The 19,780-nt window shown below is 62.8% G+C and carries 22 protein-coding genes; 12 read left to right on the forward strand and 10 right to left on the reverse strand.

Translation table 11 applies throughout. The features are described from left to right. Window positions 1–121: 121 nt before the first annotated feature. Window positions 122–1,291: a site-specific DNA-methyltransferase gene (locus EPO61_00590; protein ID TAJ10812.1), complete on the forward strand. Its 1,170-nt coding sequence runs from the start codon at window positions 122–124 to the stop codon at window positions 1,289–1,291. Here the strand turns inward: EPO61_00590 and EPO61_00595 are convergent. The 8 genes from EPO61_00595 to EPO61_00630 all read right to left on the reverse strand — a co-directional run bounded on the left by EPO61_00595 (window position 1,273) and on the right by EPO61_00630 (window position 6,957). After that, entirely contained in the window at window positions 1,273–1,881 is a 609-nt protein-coding gene (locus EPO61_00595; protein ID TAJ10813.1) for a hypothetical protein, read from the reverse strand. The two genes, EPO61_00590 and EPO61_00595, sit on opposite strands and share 19 nt — an antisense overlap. Window positions 1,882–1,905: 24 nt before the next feature. Next, entirely contained in the window at window positions 1,906–2,526 is a 621-nt protein-coding gene (locus EPO61_00600; protein TAJ10814.1) for a hypothetical protein, read from the reverse strand. A 34-nt stretch (window positions 2,527–2,560) separates the two neighbouring features. Further along, the gene (locus EPO61_00605) at window positions 2,561–3,586 is read right to left on the reverse strand and encodes a diguanylate cyclase (GenBank protein ID TAJ10815.1); all 1,026 of its coding nucleotides are present in this window, start codon (window positions 3,584–3,586) and stop codon (window positions 2,561–2,563) included. Beyond that, window positions 3,550–4,386, reverse strand: coding sequence for an HDOD domain-containing protein (locus tag EPO61_00610; GenBank protein ID TAJ10816.1), 837 nt, complete (start codon window positions 4,384–4,386; stop codon window positions 3,550–3,552). Before EPO61_00610 ends, EPO61_00605 begins: the two co-directional genes overlap by 37 nt. A gap of 20 nt (window positions 4,387–4,406) precedes the next feature. Continuing rightward, on the reverse strand, window positions 4,407–4,724 hold the full coding sequence (locus EPO61_00615) for a hypothetical protein (GenBank protein ID TAJ10817.1): 318 nt from the start codon (window positions 4,722–4,724) through the stop codon (window positions 4,407–4,409). A gap of 98 nt (window positions 4,725–4,822) precedes the next feature. Then, complete coding sequence (locus tag EPO61_00620) at window positions 4,823–5,677, reverse strand: HDOD domain-containing protein (GenBank protein ID TAJ10818.1); 855 nt, start codon at window positions 5,675–5,677, stop codon at window positions 4,823–4,825. Further along, complete coding sequence (locus EPO61_00625; GenBank protein TAJ10819.1) at window positions 5,674–6,012, reverse strand: hypothetical protein; 339 nt, start codon at window positions 6,010–6,012, stop codon at window positions 5,674–5,676. Before EPO61_00625 ends, EPO61_00620 begins: the two co-directional genes overlap by 4 nt. Window positions 6,013–6,021: 9 nt before the next feature. After that, window positions 6,022–6,957 carry a diguanylate cyclase gene (locus tag EPO61_00630; protein TAJ10820.1) on the reverse strand — a complete coding sequence of 312 codons (936 nt, stop codon included), beginning with the start codon at window positions 6,955–6,957 and terminating at the stop codon, window positions 6,022–6,024. Window positions 6,958–7,369: 412 nt separating this feature from the next. Between EPO61_00630 and EPO61_00635 the strand changes: the two genes are divergently transcribed. The 4 genes from EPO61_00635 (at window position 7,370) to EPO61_00650 (ending at window position 12,594) form a co-directional block, all read left to right on the forward strand. Further along, the gene (locus EPO61_00635; protein ID TAJ10821.1) at window positions 7,370–8,335 is read left to right on the forward strand and encodes a Gfo/Idh/MocA family oxidoreductase; all 966 of its coding nucleotides are present in this window, start codon (window positions 7,370–7,372) and stop codon (window positions 8,333–8,335) included. 81 nt (window positions 8,336–8,416) lie between these two features. Next, window positions 8,417–9,025, forward strand: a complete 609-nt coding sequence (locus EPO61_00640) for a DedA family protein (GenBank protein ID TAJ10822.1) — start codon at window positions 8,417–8,419, stop codon at window positions 9,023–9,025. A gap of 91 nt (window positions 9,026–9,116) precedes the next feature. Continuing rightward, window positions 9,117–11,087, forward strand: coding sequence for a response regulator (locus EPO61_00645; protein ID TAJ10823.1), 1,971 nt, complete (start codon window positions 9,117–9,119; stop codon window positions 11,085–11,087). Between the two features lie 172 nt (window positions 11,088–11,259). Continuing rightward, window positions 11,260–12,594 (forward strand): NCS2 family permease, encoded by a 1,335-nt coding sequence (locus EPO61_00650; GenBank protein ID TAJ10824.1) that lies wholly within the window; start codon window positions 11,260–11,262, stop codon window positions 12,592–12,594. A gap of 56 nt (window positions 12,595–12,650) precedes the next feature. On the opposite strand, the gene EPO61_00655 is transcribed toward EPO61_00650, so the two are convergent. Then, complete coding sequence (locus EPO61_00655) at window positions 12,651–12,980, reverse strand: hypothetical protein (GenBank protein TAJ10825.1); 330 nt, start codon at window positions 12,978–12,980, stop codon at window positions 12,651–12,653. Window positions 12,981–13,323: 343 nt separating this feature from the next. Between EPO61_00655 and EPO61_00660 the strand changes: the two genes are divergently transcribed. The 4 genes from EPO61_00660 (at window position 13,324) to EPO61_00675 (ending at window position 17,517) form a co-directional block, all read left to right on the forward strand. Beyond that, entirely contained in the window at window positions 13,324–14,805 is a 1,482-nt protein-coding gene (locus tag EPO61_00660; protein ID TAJ10826.1) for an amidohydrolase, read from the forward strand. A 233-nt stretch (window positions 14,806–15,038) separates the two neighbouring features. Continuing rightward, the gene (locus EPO61_00665) at window positions 15,039–15,722 is read left to right on the forward strand and encodes a TIGR00266 family protein (GenBank protein TAJ10827.1); all 684 of its coding nucleotides are present in this window, start codon (window positions 15,039–15,041) and stop codon (window positions 15,720–15,722) included. A 218-nt stretch (window positions 15,723–15,940) separates the two neighbouring features. Further along, window positions 15,941–16,945 (forward strand): M48 family metallopeptidase, encoded by a 1,005-nt coding sequence (locus EPO61_00670; GenBank protein ID TAJ10828.1) that lies wholly within the window; start codon window positions 15,941–15,943, stop codon window positions 16,943–16,945. A gap of 35 nt (window positions 16,946–16,980) precedes the next feature. Beyond that, a complete protein-coding gene (locus EPO61_00675) occupies window positions 16,981–17,517 on the forward strand; it encodes a metallophosphoesterase (GenBank protein ID TAJ10980.1) in 537 nt (178 codons plus the stop codon). 13 nt (window positions 17,518–17,530) lie between these two features. Here the strand turns inward: EPO61_00675 and EPO61_00680 are convergent, their stop codons facing one another. Next, complete coding sequence (locus EPO61_00680; protein TAJ10829.1) at window positions 17,531–18,100, reverse strand: hypothetical protein; 570 nt, start codon at window positions 18,098–18,100, stop codon at window positions 17,531–17,533. A 134-nt stretch (window positions 18,101–18,234) separates the two neighbouring features. On the opposite strand from EPO61_00680, the gene EPO61_00685 reads away from it, so the two are divergent. The 3 genes from EPO61_00685 (at window position 18,235) to EPO61_00695 (ending at window position 19,710) form a co-directional block, all read left to right on the forward strand. Further along, on the forward strand, window positions 18,235–18,675 hold the full coding sequence (locus EPO61_00685) for a hypothetical protein (GenBank protein TAJ10830.1): 441 nt from the start codon (window positions 18,235–18,237) through the stop codon (window positions 18,673–18,675). Beyond that, complete coding sequence (locus tag EPO61_00690; protein TAJ10831.1) at window positions 18,672–19,016, forward strand: hypothetical protein; 345 nt, start codon at window positions 18,672–18,674, stop codon at window positions 19,014–19,016. The genes EPO61_00685 and EPO61_00690 overlap by 4 nt, the downstream gene beginning before the upstream one ends. Window positions 19,017–19,185: 169 nt before the next feature. After that, window positions 19,186–19,710 carry a DUF3015 domain-containing protein gene (locus tag EPO61_00695; protein TAJ10832.1) on the forward strand — a complete coding sequence of 175 codons (525 nt, stop codon included), beginning with the start codon at window positions 19,186–19,188 and terminating at the stop codon, window positions 19,708–19,710. Window positions 19,711–19,780 lie beyond the last annotated feature (70 nt).

The following is a 19,780-nucleotide window of genomic DNA, read 5'->3' on the forward strand; positions in this document are numbered from 1 at the left end:
TCCAGCGCATCCCGCTCGCGGTTCTGCTACTTCCATACGGAAGCGGCAGCTGCAGCCCGGTTTATCTGAATCCTCCTGTCGGGGATTGACAAAGACGTCTGGACGTCATATTCTCTCGGGCATGTACAAGCGAGCTGTGCAGACCAAGCGCCGACCGGGAGAAGTGAGAGATGCGATCCTTTCCGTTCTTTCGACGAGGCCGGACGGGGCTCCTCTTCAGACCATCGAGCAGCATGTAGCACACCTCATCGGCAATTCCGCTCGCTCCAGCGTTCGTTCCTACCTGAGACTTAATACGCCCTCATTATTTGTGCGCACGACTCGAGGATATTACGGGCTGAAGACTAATGTGAGAGGGCGGAGCGCTCAGAAGGTTGCCGATCCTCAAGTCACGTATCGGCGCAGTTTCTCATCCGGTAGAGCGCTGATCCTCGAAAGCGATTGCTTGGAATGGCTGCGCGAACAGCAGCCCAACTCCGTTCATGCCGTCGTCACCGATCCTCCTTACGGGCTTTTTGAATATAGCCCTGAGCAGCAGGTTAAGCTGAGAAGCGGAAAGGGAGGGGTCTGGCGCATTCCTCCTTCGTTTGACGGTGTCCAACGATCTCCGCTTCCTCGCTTCACGGTACTATCGGACCAAGACCTTCGGGCGCTGGAGTTGTTCTTCTTCGAATGGGCGCAGATTCTTATTCCTGTCCTTGTGCCGGGGGCGAACGTTATCGTTGCAACGAACCCGCTGCTCTCGTACCTGGTTTCGAGCGCGTTGGTGCGTGCAGGTTTAGAACGACGAGGAGAAATCGTGCGCCTTGTCATGACGATGAGGGGGGGCGATAGGCCCAAAGCGGCTCACGAGGAATTTTCAGAAGTCAGCGTGATGCCTCGATCCATGTGGGAGCCGTGGTTGTTATTCCGGAAGCCCCTTGAGGGAAGAGTGCAAGACAATCTTCGGAAATGGGGGACGGGAGGGTTCCGGAGACCGTCTCTAGAAAAGCCGTTCGGGGATGTTATCGCGTCGGCGCCGACCCACAAGTCTGAAAGGGAACTCGCGCCGCACCCAAGTTTGAAGCCTCAACAGTTTCTGCGCACGTTGGTGAGGGGTGTGCTTCCACTTGGAGAAGGGATCATACTTGACCCATTCTGTGGGGCGGGATCAACGCTTGCTGCGGCCGAGGCGATGGGATATGCCAGCATCGGGATTGAAAAAGATCCCCACTATTTCGAGATGGCTCGGAAGGCCTTGCCGAAATTGTCGGTTTTCAAGAACGGAGCTCATTACAGTTTGAGCTTATAGACCCAGTTTTGCCTGAGCTTCTCAATCCCTCTTTTGTGCAAGGTCGCCGTCCGAGTCCCCAATTCTCCTCGCTGATTCTTTCGAAAATCTTCCTTGCCGACTTCTCCCAGGTAAATCTCTGTGACCGTCATCGGCGCTCTATCCCTGGCGGGCTCTGTTGAGTTGTCCACGTCATAGACGAACACACACATCCACTGATCGCGGGCGCCGTGGGTATCGACGGCGCCGCCGGCTTTCCGAGTCGTCTTGATTTCGACACCCTCGGAGCCAGCCTTGACCTTGTTGTCTGGATAGATTCCGCTGACCAGTAGATCAGGGTGACCGTTGTGGTAAAGGTTCACGGTCAACGTGCGAGAGTGTTTAGCGAGACTTGCCGTGAGCATGTCGGACAGAACGCCTGACATGATGGCAGGTCTGAGCATGTCATCGAGCCGGAGCAGTCCGCGCTGAACTAGGCCTCGGTTGACGTCGTAGAAGAAATCGTAAATGTCCTGCATCGCCATCTCGAAGTCCTTCAGTCGGAGTTCGAACGGCAATCGCGCTTTCTTGTTGAAGCTCCGAAGGTCGACTTCGTTGCGGGTGATTGACATGGCGCCTTCTCCCCCGACAGCCTGCTAGAGGCGGGTCTTCATGTAGGCGAGCAGCGCGTCTACCGCCCGATCTTCGGCGGCGCGATAGCTGTCCGGCGAATCCGCCAGGGCTTTGATGGTCAGCTTGCCGAGGATTTGCTGCGCATTCTTGTCCACGAACTGCACATCGACGAGCAGGAATCCATCCCCTACCGTGCCGGACACGGTGCCGATTTGCTGCTTCGCGTAGGATTCGTAAATCCCGCCGACGAGCTCCGTCACGGCGCCCATCCAGCGGAGAAATCGGTTGCCTGTGTCCCACTTGGTGACGGTGGTCTGGATGATGAGGGTCTGCTGGTTGGCCCCCGTGATGGCGGCGGCGACACGACGGAATTTGCCCATCGTCCCGATGTGCAGCAGCATCTTCTCATGGAAGTCATGGGTGATTTCGGCCGGGGCAGCCGGATTCTTCGGCTCCGGGATTTCCACGGAGTTGTAGGCGGTGAGCTTGGATTCCACCGGTTGCACCACGATGGTTTTCTGGATCTCGGCCGCACAGCCGACCAGGCCGAGACAGAGGAGGCCGGCGGCGAGCGTGAGGGAGAAAAATCCTGAGGTCGGGGCGATCGGCGGCTGATTGGTCCGTACGCGGCAGAACTGTACCATCGGGGGCATCATACCCTAACGCAGGGGGGAAATCCTACTGAGGAAGGCCGACCGGGACGTCGGCGGGATCGAGCTGCCGGTCGCTGATGCGTTGATCCTTCAGGTAGAAGCTGCCTGTCATGGCCTTGGCCTGCTTCTTCAACTGGGACACGATTTTGCTGACGTCGCCGGGGTGCTTGATCGGGGCGAACTCGTTCGTGACCACGGCGATGGAGAGCGTCATGAGCGGGAACTGTTCGCGATTTCCCTTGCGGTCCACCGAGTCGATGTAGCCGCGCAGGCGGTCCTCCCGGTCGTAGAAATCGGGAATGACCAGATCGAACCGCTTGATCACCGTCTGGCAGATGGCGTCGATCGTCGCGGGATCGCTCATGAACACGAAGTCGTCGCCGCCGACGTGGCCCACGAATCCCTCGGTCCCGGCCAGTTCGCTGACCACCGTCGTCAGCAGGCGGCAGGTCACCACCAGTACTTCATCGCCGCGGCCGTAGCCGTAACGGTCGTTGAACGACTTGAAATTATCCACGTCCAGGTAGGCCAGGGCGAAGGGGTGGCCGCTGTCGATCCGCCTGGTGGTCTCGCAGAGAATGGACGTGTTCCCCGGGAGCCTGGTCAGCGGGTTTGCATCCAATGAACGGGCCATGCGGCTCAGGCAGAGCCGGAGCCGGCGCACCACGTCGTTCGGCCGGTAGGGCATCGTGATGTAATCGTCCACGGTGAGCGCGCCCCAGTCCACGTCGTCCACACGGACTTCGCGGATGAGCACGACGATGGGGAGACGTCCAAGGATTGGATCGGCTTTGAGATCGCGCACCAGGGTTTCCACGGAACGGCCGCCGGCTCCGTCCGCCGCCAGGACCAGGGTCGGCGGGTTGTGAAACAACTCGTCCATGGCGAGGCCGCCCCCGTCGTTGGACTCGACCTCAAATCCGGCCCGGCCGAGGAGGCCGGCCAGCGTCGAGGCTTCGTCCGGGTCGTTGTGCAGGAGAAGCACGCGTCGTGTCGCCGTGGCTGCCATAGTATTCACAGAAAGTCGTCGATGGTGTCGAAGTCTCGCCATGCGATGTCGACGCAGGCGGCGAGCGCGTTATCATCCAGATTGACCAGCTTCCAGGCCTTCGACGCCAAGGGAGACACCGGTTGGTTGTCCATGGCGCCGTAGCCCATGGCTTTGGCCAGGATGTCCGCGACGTGGACGATTGCCGTCTGCAGCGGGGCATCACGCGCGAGCGTGGGTTGATGGTGGTACATCATGGGCTCTTTGAGCGAGTTGGGAAGGCTCCAGTGGTCCGCCAACCAGCCGGCCATCTCGGCGTGGGTCAGGCTGAGGATCTCCTGCTCGGCCTCCGTCCGCCAGAGGTCGCTCCCGTGCAAGGTTTGCTCGACCTGCACCGCCAGATCCGGCGCTTTCGAGTAGAGGGCGACTTGGCCGAGGTCGTGCAGCAGGCCGGCCACAAAGACCTCTTCCGGATGCGGGAGGCCGGCCCGCATTGCCAGGGTGTGGCAGGTCATGGCGACGGCCAGGGAGTGGCGCCAGAGTTGGCCCATCCCCGTGGCCATCATCATATCGAAGACGGAGGCGCAGATCGCCATCCGTTTCACGATGTTGAGTCCGAGAATCACGACTGCGTGACTGACCGTGCCGATCCGTTTCGGGAACCCGTAATAGGGCGAGTTGGCCAGCTTCAGGACTTTTGCAGCCAGCACTTGATCCTTCTCGATGATCTGCGCAATCTCTTCGGCGGAGGAGTTGGGCCGGTTGCTGATCGAGACAATCTTGTGCACCACCAGGGGCAGGGTGGGGAGGTCCCCGACCTTCTCGATCCGACGCCGGATTTCTGTGGCAGTCACAGTCGACATGGCTGCGTCGTTCCTTCCGGTCAAACGGTCGTGCGGTGCGTCGCACGGAGATGACGCCGGATGGTTTCCTGCATGCGTGCCAATTCAGCGTCGCCTGCCACTTTCCTGAACCGATGATCGAGGGCCTGCTCCAACTCGGCGAGCGTTTTGACCGGGTCTCCTTCCTCGCCGTGACGATTCTCGATGTGGGCCGACGTCAGCCCCAAGTCACGTAGGCGGGCGATCAGCGAGGCATCCAACGACTTGCCGGCGGGCACGATCATTTGCCCGGTCAGACTGGTGACCGGTTTGGCCAGGACCATGCCCGGGGTGACTTCATCCAAGTGCATGCGCTTCATGCCTCACTCCTTTCCCGACACGTTCTGCCGAGATCCCAATCGCCGGCTCTTCACAGCCGGGCCGGATGGCCGGAACTCGATGGCGATGGTCGTGGTCGTCATAGGTAGTCGTCGATGGTCTCGAACTCTTGGGCGGCCTTGTTGAGACACTCATCCAACCCGGCCTCGTCCAGGTTGATGAGCTTCCAGGCTTTCTGGTTGAGCGGCGGCACCAGATCGTCCCCCGAATCCCCGCACCCCAGCGCTTTCACCAGCACGTCGGCCACGTGGACGACGGCGGTCTGCATGTCCGCGTCGCGGGCGAGCATGGGATGGTGATGGAACATCATGGGGTCCTTGAGCGTGCTCGGCAGGTGCCACATGTCGCCCAGCCAGCCGGCCATGTCCGCATGGGTCAGGCCCAGGACTTCCTGCTCCGCCTGGGTGCGCGAGCCGTCGCTTTGTTTGAGCACGCGCTCGATCTGCGCGCCCAGCTCCGGCAGCTTGGCCTGCAGCACGACTTTGCCTAGGTCGTGCAGAAGGCCTGCGGCGAAGAGTTCATCCGGGTTTTTGATCCCGCTGCGCGCGGCCAGGATGTGCGCCATCATGGCCACGCCGAGCGAATGGCGCCAGAGCTGCTCCATGCCGGCGGCTTTCATCATGTCGAACGCCGTGGCGCCCAGCGTCAACCCCTTCACCACGTTCAACCCCAGCACCACCACCGCGTGACTGACCGAGGCGATGCGGGAGGGAAACCCGTAAAACGGCGAGTTGGCCAGCTTCAACACCTTGGCGGCCAGCACCTGATCCTTTTCGATGATCTTGCCCAGGTCCTCGGCCGACGTGTCCGAGCGGTTGCTCATCAGGACGATCTTCTGCACCACATGCGGCAGGGTGGGCAGCTCGCCCATTTTTTCAATCTGGCGCTTGATGGCCGCCGGATCGTGGGGGGCGGTCGTGATCAGGCTGCTCATGCGGTTCCTCCTGCGGCGGCCTCCGCCTGGGCGACCTGCTGGACGGTGTGCAGGTGACGCCGGACGGCCTCGCGGATCATGACTTGCGTCGGATCGCCGGCCACTTGTCGAAATCGTCGATGCAGGTCCTGCTCCAAGTCGGCCGGACTCTTGGCGGCGGCCGCGCCGGCGGCGCCTTCGACGTACACGGCGTTGAGGTTCATCCGATCGAGCCGCTTGAGCAGGTCCTGGTCGAGCTCGGTCCCGGCGGGAAGAACCGTCACGCCGGTCTGGTTGGTGACGGGCTTCGCCAAGACCATGCCCGGCTCGGCTTCATCCAAGGGCACGCGCTTCATAAGGACTCCTCAAGTCGAGATGTTCAGCCAGGCACCCTTCGTGGCCACCGCCAGGCTGTGCTGCCCCGGCTGCTTGGCCCTGTACAAGGCCGCTTCGGCCGCGCAGGCCAGCGCATCGGCCGGGCGCCGCTCCTGCATCCCGCCCGCGGCTGCGATGCCGGCGCTGAGCGTGATGCGGATCGTGCCTTCGTCCAACGCGATCGGCTGCGCGGAGACCGAGGTGCGCAGGCGCTCCGCCAGCGCCGTTGCGAGCGGCTCGTCGCAGCCGGGCAGAATGGCCAGGAACTGGTCGCCGCCGTAGCGGCCCAGGACGTCATAGGGGCGCAGGGAGCGACGGAGACGTTGACCCACCTGGCGCAGGGCTCCGTCCCCGGCGCGCCGTCCGAGCGTATCGTTCACGAGGCGAAAATCGTCCACATCGAGCAGGACGAAGCCCAGTGGGGCGCCCTCGCGCCGGGCCCGGTCCAACTCGCGGTCCATGCTGTCGGTCAGGGCTTCGCGGTTCCACAGGCCGGTCACGGGATCCTGTAGGGTCTTGACGCGAAGCGTCTCCTGCGCCGAGGCCAGTTCCCGACGCAACTCCAAGACCTTCTGGCCGGCATGGAGACGAAACTGCAACTGGTCGGCATCCACCGGCTTGAGCAGGGCATCATCGGCGCCCGCGTCCAACGCGGCCAGGGGAACTTGGTCCGCGTCCGGCTTGCACAAGAGCAACAGATACGTCTGCACCGCAGACTGCTTCCTGACCGCCCGGCAAATCTTCGGGCCGTCGAGTTCGGCCAGGCTCCAATCGAGCAGGGCATAGTCGAAGGGCGTTGCTCCGAGCAGCAACTGGAGGGCCGCCACCCCGTCGGCGCAGCCGGCGACCTCGTGGCCCCATTGGGTGAGAGCAGTTTCCAGCACGCGGCGTGCGAGCGCGTCTGCTTCGGCGATCAGGACCCGCACGGCGCCTCCTTCAATCTCATTTTGCTCGTTGCTCGGGGTTGGCTTACGGAGGGGGCGGACCCCTGGATCGACCGCAGCCGTCCGTCCGCCTCACGGGCTCAGGACCCACCCCGCCCTGTTTCCTCATCGGCTCGGCTCGGCAAGAACTTGAGGCCGACTCGGTTGATTTTTCAACGGTCTTGGCGTACTTCTAGCTCCTCAAACAAGCAGCGTAATCGGTTGTCAGTACTCAGTTTCCGGAACCGACCAGGGAGCGCAGAAAACGTCTTGTTCATGCTTCACGCACGACGAACCGGAGGAGGGCCTTTTTGACCATCCTGCGGGGGATTCTCATGTCGTCCCCGGCCATCGAGCCATTGGTGTCCGAGTGGGTCCAAAATAGTTTTTCAACAGCCTGTTAGGGGAGAATCGCGTGAGCATCGGGATGGGATTGATCGGTTTGGGGCGCCACGGGGCTCGTTATGCCAAGCATCTCTTGGCCGGAGTGCCAGGCTGCCGGTTGGTTGCCGTGTCGCGTCAGGATATCCGGGCGGGCGCGCAGTTTGCCGAGGAGCATGGCATTCCCTTTTATGCCGACTGGCGGGATCTGCTGCGGCGGTCCGACGTGCAGGCGGTACTGGTTGTGACGCCCCCGTCGCTGAATCGGGAGATCTGCCTGGCGGCGGCCCAGGCCGGCAAAGCCCTCTTGATCGAGAAACCCTTGGCCTGCTCGACGGCCGAGGCCACAGCCATGGTGGAGGCGGCCCAGGCCGCCGGGGTTCCGCTCATGACCGCCCAGACGCTCCGCTTCACGCCGGTGCTGCGTCGGCTGCGCGAACAGCTGGCGACGATCGGCCCGGTGGAATTTTTCTCCCTGTGCATGCGGGCGGAGCGGCCGCCTCATGCCTGGTTGGACCAGAAGGACAAAGCCGGCGGCGGGGTGGTGCTGGAGATCGGCATCCACCACTTCGACCTGCTCCGGTACCTGACCGGGCAGGACGTGATCGAGGTTCGGGCCGAGACGGCCAGACGGCACACCAAGCAAGTCGAAGACCTGGCGCAAGTCCGGTTCACGTTGGCGTCCGGCGCCGCGTGCTTTGTCGAGTTGTCCCGTGTCTCCGGAGGCCGCCTCTGCCGCGCGGAAGCCATCGGGCAGAAGGGACAGTTGACGGCGGACGTGGGGACCAGCACCCTGACCAGGATCGAGGGGTGGAAGGTGGTGGAAGTGGAATCCGTGCCGGATCGCCCGACGATCGAGATCGTGCTGGAGGCATTTGCGCGCTGTCTGAAGGACAAGGCCCCGATGCCGGTGTCCGGCGAGGACGGCCTGCGCGCCGTGGCCATGGCGGAAGCGGCCTACCGCTCCGCCGCCCTGGGCAAGCCGGTGGATGTTGGATAAGAGCGTATAGCGAATGGCTGATGGCCGGAATCACGCTCAGCCTCTTGCCATAAGCTATATGCCATCAGCTCTTCTCTGATCATGGATGCGAAGGCCCTGTTCATCGACTGGATCGCCAGGTATGAGTATCCGGCCCTGTTCCTGCTGCTCATGCTGGGGATTGTCGGGCTTCCGGTCCCGGATGAGACGCTGCTTCTCTTTGCCGGTTACCTCACGTTCAAACACCAACTGGCGGCTGCGCCCGCGCTCGCCGCGGCTTTTTTCGGCAGCGCCTGCGGGATCAGCCTCAGCTATTGGCTGGGGCGGACGCTCGGCCACTCTCTCGCCGGCTCGTTGGGGCCGCGGGTGGGGCTCGATGCGGAGCGGCTGCACGCGGTGCAGGCCTGGTACCGGCTTCGCGGGAAGTATGGGCTCCTGTTCGGGTACTTCGTGCCGGGCCTCCGTCACCTTACGGCCTTCGTGGCCGGCTCCTCCCGCTTGCCGTTCCCGGTCTTTGCCGCCTTTGCCTACGGCGGCGGGTTGCTCTGGTCCCTGAGCTTTATCTGGCTGGGCTACCTCCTCGGAGACGAATGGCAACGCCTCTCGGGCACGATTCACGACGGGCTTCTCCACGTGGCCTGGGTCTCGCTGGTGGGCCTCGCGGTGGTTCTTGCGGTGCGCCGGCGGCAATCGGTCCGTCCCTCGGCATGAGCCGCCCCCGTTTTGCCCAATCAGTTGCAAGCCGACCGGGGATTCTCCTACAATACCTCTCCCTAAGAAGTTCCCATCAGCCTCCGGTCGAATGTACCCGTCGGTGAGGGAAGCCATGAATGTCTTCGTGGTGGACAACGACCCGCGTATTAGCCGTCAGATCGACCAAGCGTTGCAGAAATACGGCCACGAGGTGACCGTATTTCAGGATGCCGAGTCGGCCTGGGGGGTCTGCCGGAACCGACTGGCCCCCTTGATCGTGCTGGACCGTGATCTGCCGGGTATGGGCGCGGACGGCCTCGATCTCTGCCGCCGAATCCGGCAATTGCCGCAGGGCGACCTGAGCGTGATCCTGGTGATGACGGCGCGGAATCAGCCCCAGGAACTGGCGATGATTTTGGACGCCGGCGCCAACGATTACCTGATCAAGCCGATCGATCAGGCGGTCCTCGCGCTCCGCCTGGCCGTGGTCGAGCGTGTGGCGGCGGGCCACCAGGCGCGGAAGCAGGCGGAGGCGCAACTGGCGGAACGTCGAGAGGCCTTCGATCTAGCGGTCCAGGGCTCGCGGGACGGGCTGTGGGATGCCAAGGTGATACCGGGGGAGCGCTGGTACGATCCGCAGACTCCGGTCTGGTATTCGCCCCGCTTCAAGGAGTTGCTGGGATTTGAGGAACAGGAGTTTGAGAATGTCTTGCGCAGCGTGACGCTGTGCCTCTTGCCCGAGGACCGGGATCGGGTGATGGACGGCTTGCGGCGCCACATCGAGCGGGAGATGCCCTTCGACGAGGAATGCCGGATGCGCACGAAGCTGGGGCCGGTGCGGTGGTTCGATCTTCGCGGGCAGGCGGTGTGGAATGAGAAAGGCGAGGTGGTGCGCATCGCCGGGTCCCTCCGTGACGTCACCGAGCGCAAATCGATAGAGGCCCAGGCGCGGCAGACGCAAAAAATGGAAGCCGTTGGCCGGCTGGCCGGCACTCTCGCCGCCGACTTCAACAATCTCCTGACCGTGATCGCCGGCCACAGCGCCATGCTGATGGAGGATCTGGACCGGACGGGGCCGCGATGGGCCAGCGTGAACGAGATCAAGGAGGCCGGGGAACGGGCCGTGGCCCTGACCAAGCGTCTGCTGGCGTTCGGCAACAATCAGGTGACCCAGCCCCACGAGCTGGACCTCAACGCTCTGCTGACGCGCCTCACGCCCAAACTCAAGGGCCTGCTGGGCGAGCAGGTGCGGCTCGTCATGACCCTGGCTGAAGATCTGGGCCTGGTCAAAGCGGACCCCGCGCAGATGGAGCAAGTGATTCTCAGCCTGGTCACCAATGCCCGCGACGCGATGCCCCAGGGGGGCAAGTTGAGCCTCCAGACGGCCAGAGTCAGGGTCGAGGAAACGGGCCATGCCGTGCCGCCCGGCTCCTATGCCGTGCTCTCGGTCTTCGACACGGGGTTCGGCATGGATGCGGAGACGCAGGCCCGATGTTTCGAGCCGTTCTTTACGACCAAGCCGTTCGGGGAAGGACAGGGGTTGGGCCTCACGACGGTCTACGGAGTGTTGACCCAGCATCAAGGGGCGATCACCATGTCGAGCGAGCCGGGCCAGGGGACGGTGTTCACGGTATATCTGCCGAGCTTGCTGACTCCGGTCGCGTTGTCGAGACTTCGCCGGACTGCGGCCGCGCCCTCGGTTTCGCCGACCATTTTGCTCGTGGAAGATGAGGAGGCTATTCGCGGCGTGGCCCGGAGAATTCTCGAGCAACAGGGCTATTCCGTCCTCGTCGCGTCCAACGGCGCCGAGGCGCTTCGGGTCCTGGAGCAGTCCACAGAGCCGGTGGACCTCTTGCTGACCGATCTGGTGATGCCGGGGATGAGCGGGCGTGAGCTGGCGCAGCGCCTGGCCGCGGCGAACTCCTCGATCAAGGTCCTGTATATCTCCGGCTACCCCGCGGACGGGATTACCCACCACGGGGTGCTGGAGAGCGGGATGGCCTTCCTGGCCAAGCCCTTTACGCCGGCGCTGCTCATCGAGAAGGTCCGCGAGGTGTTGGGCATGCCGGCCCCCGCATAGCGGGGTGGGTCGAGCAGGCTCGTCCTTCCTGTGCTGGTCCCGGTCTTGGGCCATCCGTCCAGGCGGGAGCCGCGGCGCGCTTCGGTGACCGATTCCCCATCGTTCTTCCACCTCTGACCGGTCCGGCTTTGCCCGTGACGCATCGGCGGCGCGGCAGGAAAGGAACGAGCCGATGCTGGAGCGATGGTTTCATCTGCAGGCGAACGGCACCACCGTCCGGACCGAAGTCCTGGCCGGGACCACCACCTTTCTGGCCCTCTCCTACATTCTGTTCGTGCAGCCGGCGGTCCTCTCGACGACCGGGATGGACTTCGGCGCCGTGATGACGGCCACCTGCCTGGCCAGCGCCTTCGCGACGCTGCTCATGGGACTCTCCGCCAACTATCCGATCGCGCTGGCTCCGGCCATGGGGCACAACGTCTACTTCGCTTTCACCGTCTGCGGCGCGGTGGCGGCCGGGGGCATGGGCGTGCCGTGGGAAATGGCGCTGGGCGCGGTCTTCGTGTCGGGCCTCTTATTTCTGGGGCTGTCGCGGTTCGGCTTCCGGGAGCGGTTGCTGAACGCGGTGCCGGATTCGTTGAAGCAGGCGATCTCGGTCGGCATCGGATTGTTGATCGCCTTCGTCGGTCTGCAATGGGCAGGCATCGTCGTGGCGCGGCCCGGGATTCTCGTCGGCCTGGGCCGCCTCGGCTCGCCGCCGGTGCTCCTGTCCCTGTTCGGGCTGGTTCTCACCGCGGGGCTGCTGGCCAGGGGCAACCGGGCGGCCATCCTCTGGGGGATCACGGTGACGACGCTGGCCGGCTTGGCTCTGGGGCTGGTGAGTTATCACGGCATCCTCAGTGCGCCGCCCTCCTTGCGCCCGACGCTGTTCAAGCTGGATTTGCGCGACCTGTTCTCGCATCAGGGACTCCTGATCGTGTTCGTGTTTTTCTTCCTCGCCCTCTTCGACACGATCGGGACGTTGGTGGGAGTGAGTCAGCAGGCCGGGTTCCTCAAGGACGGCCGGCTTCCCCGGGCCGAAAAGGCGTTGACGGCGGACGCGGCGGGCATGACCGTCGGCGCGCTGCTGGGCACCTCTACGGTCACGAGCTATGTCGAGAGCGCCGCGGGCGTGGCGGCCGGCGGACGGACCGGGTTGGCCAATGTGATGACTGCCGGCTTGTTCCTGCTGGCGCTCTTTTTCGCGCCGCTGGCCAAAATGGTGGGCGGGGGCTACGTGACGCCGGAGGGGGCGCATTTGTATCCCGTGATCGCGCCGGCCTTGATCCTGGTCGGGAGTTTCATGCTGCGGGGGATCAAGGAAGTGCCATGGGACGATCCGACGGAAGCCATCCCGGCCTTCTTCACGATCCTGCTCATGCCGCTCACCGTGAGCATCACCGACGGGATCACTTTCGGGCTGGTCTCCTATACGGTCCTCAAGCTCGTCACCGGCCGCTTACGGGACGCCCACTGGCTGATGTATCTGTTCGCGGGCTTGCTGGCCGTTCGCTATGTCGTCCAATGATGCGTCGATCGGGCCGGCCGGCGCGCAGTCGCCTGCACGCCGGCCGGCTGATGCCCTTACTTGCCCATCCTGGTGGCTTCATTAACCGGCGGTTCGATCTTGATGTTGGGCCCCTGCACCTTCGGTAGTCGCCCCGCTCCTTCCTTCTGAACGATCCGTTGATTGTTGGCATCCCTCAGGTTTTGCACGGCATGCTGGTCGTCAAAACCCGCCGCCTCTTGCAGGGCCTTTTCCCCTGTCTGGTTGGATTGCCCCTTGTCATAAGCGAACTCACCCCCTGAGGGGTACCCCGGGTGCTTCGGGAGCAAGGCGGGGTTGGCGAACACGACCGTGGCCAGGAGCGCGACGAGCAGCGCCGCGCCGACAATAGCAAGATAGGTCTTCATGGCCGTCACTCCTTTCGTTGAGGACATAAAAAAGCCTTCTCGGGCGGCAAAGCCCAAGAAGGCCTGATCGGAGGTGCCGATGAGGATGAACGAGAGAATCGAAGGGCCCGGCTGTCTTACCCCGGTGCCATGGCAAGCCCTCACAGAAACAGCTTCAGCTTGCTACGCCATTGGCGGTTTGTCAACCGGCGGTTCGGCCTGAATTGGAAACGATGAGCCTTCGGCCCTCAGCCTTCAGTTCGTGGCTGATCGCTGAGCGCTGACGGCTATTCCCGCTTGACTCGACCGGGGCTTTTCCACAGAATCACCCGAGAGCTGCGATTCACCCACGGAGACCGGCACCATGATCAACCGGCACCGTTTTACGATCGGACCGGGGATGCGACAGGGCGCCACGACGTGCGCGCCGATCCCCACCAGACTCGTGTCGAACGAGGAATGTCCTCCGTTGCCCCAAACGCCGATGCAGGCGCAGGTCGAACGGCTGGTGGAGGCGATCGGAGACCGGGCGGGGAAGCGGCTGGGTCTGAGCCGGCGCGACTTCCTGCGGACGACCGGCGGCATGGCCGCGGCCCTGTTGGCGATGAACTCGGTCTTCGGCAAGTTCTTCGACGTCTTGGATGTGGAGTTGGTCGAGGCGGCGGCTTTTGCCGAACGGCAAGGCGATCCCTATTTCATCTTCGATGTCCAGACGCACTACGTCGGGTCCACCTATGATCCCTTGAACGAGGAGGCGGAACGCAAGGGAGCCGTGACGAAAGACCGGCTGCTGGCGATCCGCAAACGGGCGCGCGAGGCCGGGCTCAATCCGAAACTGGCCGGGGACCGGGGCACGTTGGCGGACCTGTCCTGGGAGAACTTTCTGCGCGAAGTGTTTCTCGACAGTGAGACGTCCATCGGGTTGATCAGCACGCCGCCCGGCCCCTATCCGCAACTGGCCGTCGTGCCGCCGAAGGAAATGGCGCACATCCGGGACGAGGTGAACCGGGTCGCCGGCTCGCAGCGGATGCTGGCCCATGGGCTGGTGACGCCGCAATTGGGGCGGGAGGACCGGGACTTCATGGCGCAGCAGGTGGCACAACTGAAGGTGGATGCCTGGAAATGCTATACGGGCGCACCGCCCAAGGGCCATGACGCTGGTTGGTGGATGGACGATGAGAAAATCGCCTATCCCATGCTGGAGAAGGCGCGGGCCTTGGGCGTGCCCCGCGTCTGTGTCCATAAGGGCTTGCCTCTCGGACCGGTGGAGGACTACAACCATCCCAAGGATCTAATCAAGGCGGCCAAGGATTTTCCGGACATTCAGTTTCTGGTCTACCATTCCGGCTTTCGCAGCGCCGCGGGGCTGGCGATCAATTTCGAGCGGACCGGGGAGATTCCTTGGGCCAGCGAATTCTGCCGGATGAAGCAAGCCGAGCCCAAGATCAACAACATCTTCATGGAACTGGGCGGGACTTTTGCGCAGCTGGTGACGACCCATCCGGGGATCTGCGCCCACTTGCTGGGCGAGGTGCTCGGCGCCTTCGGTCCGGACCATGTGGTGTGGGGGACGGACTCGATCTGGTATGGCTCGCCCCAATGGCAGATCGAAGCCTTCCGGCGCTTCCAGATCCCGGATGAACTGATCCAGCAGAAGGGCTTCGCGCCGCTCACGCGGGAGGTCAAAGCACGGATCTTCGGATTGAACGCGGCAAAAATTTTCGGGGTGGACGTGGCGGCAAAGCGGAATGACCTGCCGAAGGATGCGCTCAGCCGGATCAAGATGGCCTATCGCGGCGGAGCGACCGAGCCGAGCCATCGAATCTACGGCTGGGTCACGGGGTAGGGCGGTGCGGCGAGGGACGGTCGTCAGGCTCGGGCTTGCCGCGATGCGATGGAACCGTGTCGCCGCCCATGTCATGCTGTTGGCCGGCTCGCCTCATCGGAATAGAGGAACGGCGCCCGGCAGCTTTCAGGCCACCATGACACATGCCCGCCGTGGCGTCAGCCTCGCCCGGCGACCGTCCCTTCCGCACCTGGGTGGCAGGAGAGGGAAGAGAAGAAGAGGAGACTGATGCGATGAAAAGCGAAATCTTGTATCCGGGGGCGTTTCCGATGGTGCGGCTGGAGCTGACTGCGGGCGAGACCGTCAAGGCCGAATCGGGCGCGATGGTGGCCTGTTCGCCCACGGTGGACATAGAAAGCAAAATGGAAGGCGGGTTTCTCGGCGCGCTGTCCCGCCGGATGCTGAGCGGCGAAAAATTCTTCTTCCAGACGTTGCGGGCGACGCGCGGCGCCGGGGAAGTGCTCCTGGCCCCCACCGTGCCGGGCGACATCATCGTGCTGGAACTGGATGGGGTGCATGAATATCTGGTCCAGAAGGACGGATTCCTGGCCGGGGCGGACAGCGTGAAAATCGAGAGCAAGATGCAAAGCCTCAGCCGTGGCTTGCTGGGCGGAGAGGGCTTTTTCATCCTCCGCATGAGCGGGACCGGCACCTTGGTCCTGAACAGCTTCGGGGCCATCCACAAGGTCGAGCTCAAGCCGGATCAGGAATACATCGTGGACAACAGCCACTTGGTGGCCTGGACCGCCACGACCTCGTACAACATCGAAAAGGCCGCCGCCGGCTGGATCGCCAGTTTCACCTCCGGCGAAGGACTCGTCTGCCGCTTCCGCGGTCCCGGTGTCGTCTACATCCAGAGCCGCAATCCCGGCGGATTCGGGAACTGGATCAGGCAGTTCATTCCGGTCTCCGAATAAAGAACAGTTGGAAAGTCGGAAAGTTGAAAAGTCCACAAGTCGGCGCAAAACGGCGGTCGAACCACAGACTTTCAAACTTGACGGACTTGAAAGACTCGATTGGACAGTAAACTCTCACCGTGAAAAATTTCCCCAACGCTCTTTGTTTCGGGGATGACCTGCCTGGCGCCGGCGTTCCGTGCCATGTCGAAGTCTCTCCGACCGGATTGACACTTCACTTGGGCGAAGCATCTGCGGAGACGATTCCCTTCTCCAGCTTCTCGATCGATGCCGGCGGGTTCGACCATGATCACCTTGTTCTCAAATGGCAATCTCGTAACGCCGGCCGCACGCTCTACCTGAAAGATCCGGACCTGATCCGAACGTTCCGGCAGGCGGCTCCGCTTGAATTGACGGCCCATGTGGAACGGACCGCACAACAGGTGCGCCGTGCCAGACACGGCCGGCGGACGCTCTTGCTCGTGGCGCTCGGGTCCATTGTTGGACTTATCCTGTTGCTCTGGCTCGGCTCCGATGCCCTCGTGCAGATGGCGGTGAACCGGATTCCCGTCGAATGGGAGCAACCGATCGGGGAGGCGGCGAGAAGCCAGTTCCTGGCCGGACAGACGATCGTGAAGGAAGGGCCGGCGGTGGCGGCGGTGCAGGAGATCACCAAGCGACTGGCCGACGCGGCTCCAGGCAACCCCTACAAGTTCGAGGTCACCCTGGTTCGAAGCGACGTCGTCAATGCCTTCGCCCTACCCGGCGGCTATGTGGTCGTGTTCACAGGGCTGCTCAAAAAATCAGAAAGTCCGGAGGAAGTGGCCGGCGTCCTGGCCCATGAGCTGAACCATGTGCTGCTGCGCCATGGGCTGGAACGGATCGTCAAGACGGCGGGGATCATGGCGGTGGTGACGATTGTCGTGGGCGATCAACAGGGGCTGGTGGGCCTGGCGAAACGGTTGGGGGTCGAGTTGCTGACGCTCAAATTCGGACGGGAGCAGGAAACGCAGGCGGACGTCCAGGGCCTGCACCTGCTGCACCGGGCGAAGATCGCGCCGAACGGCATGATCCGCTTCTTCGACCGCCTGTCGGAATCGGACAAGCTGCAAGTCGAAATTCTCTCGACCCATCCGATGAGCGCGGCCCGCGCCGAACGGCTCAAGGCCGAGGCATCATCCTTGTCCCATCAGGACCCGGAGCCGTTTACCTTCGACTGGAGCGCGGTGCAGGCGGGGCTGTAAGACAGGGTGTTGCGATGAGTCCAAAGCCCGGACCGATTCGCATCGGTGTGATTGCCGACACCCATGGGTTGTTCGACCAAGCCATCCTGCGGCATTTCGTTGGCGTCAATCACATCCTGCACGCGGGGGACATCGGAGGTCGGCCACGGGGAGGGGACGCGTCTTGGCGCGTCCGGGGTGGGAGGGTGAAAAAGCTCATTGAGCAACTGGAGCGGATTGCCCCGGTCACGGCCGTGTCGGGCAATGTGGACGGCTACGAGCAGAGCGGAGTTCCGGGCGAAACGGTCATGGAGCTTGGCGGCAAACGGATCGCTCTCCGGCACATCCTCTACGAAGGCGGCAAACTGACCAAAGGGGGGCGGGCATTTCTGGAGCGGGAACAGCCGGACATCTGCATCTTCGGCCACACGCACCAGCAGAAGGCCGAGTGGCTGGGCAAGTCCTTCCTCTTCAATCCCGGCTCAGCCGGCCCTAAGCGCTTCAGGTTGACCCGCGGGCTGGGAATTCTTACCATCGAGTCCGGTGCGATCACGACGAAACACATCGCACTGGCTGACCGGCCCGAGGCATAAGACGCCCGCGCGTTTATTTCATGTCGAGCTTCGTGAACTTGGCGCCTTCCAATGTGATCCCCGCCATCAAGCCCCGCTGGTTCAGGACGAAGGCCAAGATGGGCTCCGCCAGCTTTGTCGTATCCAACGACCCCTTGGCGCCGACGGTGACCAGCGTCGCGCTGGCATCCACCCCCAACTCGAAGCCTGCGCTCTTTCTGAATTTTTCCAGCGCCGCGTCCTTCATGAACATCAGAATCAGCGCGGTCTTTTCCGCCCCGATCTGAAAGCCGAAGGAGGCGGCCGCGGTATTGTAGTAATCGGCGGTCTTGCCGTCGATGCGCAGGGCGCCCTCGCCGTATTCCGCGCCGAAGATAAATCCCGCCTTGTAGATGGCGGGAAACACGAGAACGCCCTTGGCGGTTTTGAGAAATTCGTCGGAGCCCGTGATCTTTTCGGCAAAATCTTTTAAGGTCACGTCCACATCGGCGTCAATGGCCTTGGCATCGGCGGCACAGGCCGAAGCGGGCAACAAACCAAGGCCCATCACCATGAGGACGCCGGTGAGCAGGATGGTTCGCTGGATCGGGCGGTCGGCAAACATACGCGCCTCCTCTCGGTAAGTCGTGAACGATCACGATGGAGAAATTGACTCCCTTGGTCAAGCGGCTCGCTTGACAGACCAAAGGCCCCGGCGTAAAAAGATCGCACGTCAGAATGATACGCGTAGGCTGGCCGATGAACAAGTGGTTTCCGTCTGCATTGATGTTGTTGCTGGCTTGTGGCGCTTCGGGCTGCACGTCGGCGCTTGCCGTCTTTCCGACGACGCAATCGCATCAGATTCCCGGGGATGCCAAGATCGTTCCTCTCGGGCAGGCCGAGGGTACCGCCGACCACTTTGAAGCCACCTTCGGTGGGCTGCCCGATCTGCTGGACCCGAACAGCCAGCAAGCGGCCGTCCGGGATGCTATCCAAAAAAAGCAGGGCGATCTGCTCACCGACTATGTGCTGTCGTTCTACGCAGTCCGCGCAGGCATTCCCGGGATTGACCTGCTGACGTTCTGGTGGGTGCATTGGAAAGCGGAAGGCACCGTTGTCAAGGTGGACACGGCGCAATCCGTGCCTTCAGTGCCGCCTGGCAGTCTGCCCTCCAAATCTGAACGGGAGCCCCGACGATGAGGCGGCTACTGCTGCTCGTGGCTTGTTATGCGGCCGTGACGGGCTGTACGACGGTGATGGGGACGAACATCGCCCAGGACAGACTGCTGCCCGCCAATGCCGTGGTGGAAAAGCTGGGCCCGGTCTATGGTTCCGCCTCGGCCGGCCACTGGTTCTGGGCCGTCTGGGCCGACAAGACACTCTATGAGGAGGCCAAGCAAGATGCGCTCCGGCAGAAGAACGGCGACGTGCTCCTGAACGCCAAAATCACGACCTCGCTCACCTCGTACCTGTCGCTCTATTACAGAACCGAGATTGCCATCATGGGCACGGCGGCGAAACTTCTGACGACATCTCAGTAACCTCCATTGCCTCGCTAGACAAACGGGTGAGGGGAAAAAGCGTGAACCCGAGCCGGCCAGATATGGCCCTCTTTCTTGGAGTGTCCGATTCGCCGTGCTATGCTCTGCTCCGGCTCAGCAAAAGCCCGGGCGGCTTCTTTACTCGTTCATCTAACTAAGGAGGGTTGGAATGACAAAAAAGCTTCTCGTTCTGCAACTCGCAGCGGCGTTCATCTTGGTGCAGGGCGGCTTGGCCTTGGCTGCTAATCCTGATAACGGTCCTGGTTGTGGTCTAGGTAAGCTGGTTTGGAGCGAATACAAGCATCAGAAGAATATCGCGCCCCAGGTCCTGATGGCCACAACCAACACTGGCTTCGGGGTTCTATTTACTACCCAGACTTTCGCTATCAGCTCTGGGACCTCTGGCTGCACGAACGATGGTGTGGTGATGGCGGAGCACAAAGCGGAAGTCTTTGCCGCCAGTAATTTCGAGGGGCTCTCACAAGATATGGCGCAAGGCCGCGGTGAACACCTGGCGTCGCTGGCAACGCTGATGGGGGTGCCGGTTGAGCAACAGCCTGCGTTCTTTGCATTGAGCCAGGAGCGGTATCGGGAGCTCCTGCAGGCCGGGCAGACCTCTACGGCGGCGATGCTGACCGCGCTCCACGACGCGATGGCCCAGCATCCGGTGCTGGCCAAGGTCTCCACCCGCTAAGCTTCTCAGGGCTCCCGGCCGTACGGCCGGGAGCCCTCTCTTTCTCATTCCTCGCACGTCTCTCTTACTC

This window comes from Nitrospirota bacterium (genome assembly GCA_004296885.1).
GTDB lineage: Bacteria > Nitrospirota > Nitrospiria > Nitrospirales > Nitrospiraceae > SYGV01.

Excerpts from the sequence above, each read along its gene's own strand:
- EPO61_00590 (TAJ10812.1), top strand. The coding sequence starts at position 122 with ATGTACAAGCGAGCTGTGCAGACCAAGCGCCGACCGGGAGAAGTGAGA.
- EPO61_00595 (TAJ10813.1), bottom strand. The coding sequence starts at position 1,881 with ATGTCAATCACCCGCAACGAAGTCGACCTTCGGAGCTTCAACAAGAAA.
- EPO61_00600 (TAJ10814.1), bottom strand. The coding sequence starts at position 2,526 with ATGGTACAGTTCTGCCGCGTACGGACCAATCAGCCGCCGATCGCCCCG.
- EPO61_00605 (TAJ10815.1), bottom strand. The coding sequence starts at position 3,586 with ATGGCGAGACTTCGACACCATCGACGACTTTCTGTGAATACTATGGCA.
- EPO61_00610 (TAJ10816.1), bottom strand. The coding sequence starts at position 4,386 with ATGTCGACTGTGACTGCCACAGAAATCCGGCGTCGGATCGAGAAGGTC.
- EPO61_00615 (TAJ10817.1), bottom strand. The coding sequence starts at position 4,724 with ATGAAGCGCATGCACTTGGATGAAGTCACCCCGGGCATGGTCCTGGCC.
- EPO61_00620 (TAJ10818.1), bottom strand. The coding sequence starts at position 5,677 with ATGAGCAGCCTGATCACGACCGCCCCCCACGATCCGGCGGCCATCAAG.
- EPO61_00625 (TAJ10819.1), bottom strand. The coding sequence starts at position 6,012 with ATGAAGCGCGTGCCCTTGGATGAAGCCGAGCCGGGCATGGTCTTGGCG.
- EPO61_00640 (TAJ10822.1), top strand. The coding sequence starts at position 8,417 with ATGGATGCGAAGGCCCTGTTCATCGACTGGATCGCCAGGTATGAGTAT.
- EPO61_00645 (TAJ10823.1), top strand. The coding sequence starts at position 9,117 with ATGTACCCGTCGGTGAGGGAAGCCATGAATGTCTTCGTGGTGGACAAC.
- EPO61_00650 (TAJ10824.1), top strand. The coding sequence starts at position 11,260 with ATGCTGGAGCGATGGTTTCATCTGCAGGCGAACGGCACCACCGTCCGG.
- EPO61_00655 (TAJ10825.1), bottom strand. The coding sequence starts at position 12,980 with ATGAAGACCTATCTTGCTATTGTCGGCGCGGCGCTGCTCGTCGCGCTC.
- EPO61_00660 (TAJ10826.1), top strand. The coding sequence starts at position 13,324 with ATGATCAACCGGCACCGTTTTACGATCGGACCGGGGATGCGACAGGGC.
- EPO61_00665 (TAJ10827.1), top strand. The coding sequence starts at position 15,039 with ATGAAAAGCGAAATCTTGTATCCGGGGGCGTTTCCGATGGTGCGGCTG.
- EPO61_00680 (TAJ10829.1), bottom strand. The coding sequence starts at position 18,100 with ATGTTTGCCGACCGCCCGATCCAGCGAACCATCCTGCTCACCGGCGTC.
- EPO61_00685 (TAJ10830.1), top strand. The coding sequence starts at position 18,235 with ATGAACAAGTGGTTTCCGTCTGCATTGATGTTGTTGCTGGCTTGTGGC.
- EPO61_00690 (TAJ10831.1), top strand. The coding sequence starts at position 18,672 with ATGAGGCGGCTACTGCTGCTCGTGGCTTGTTATGCGGCCGTGACGGGC.
- EPO61_00695 (TAJ10832.1), top strand. The coding sequence starts at position 19,186 with ATGACAAAAAAGCTTCTCGTTCTGCAACTCGCAGCGGCGTTCATCTTG.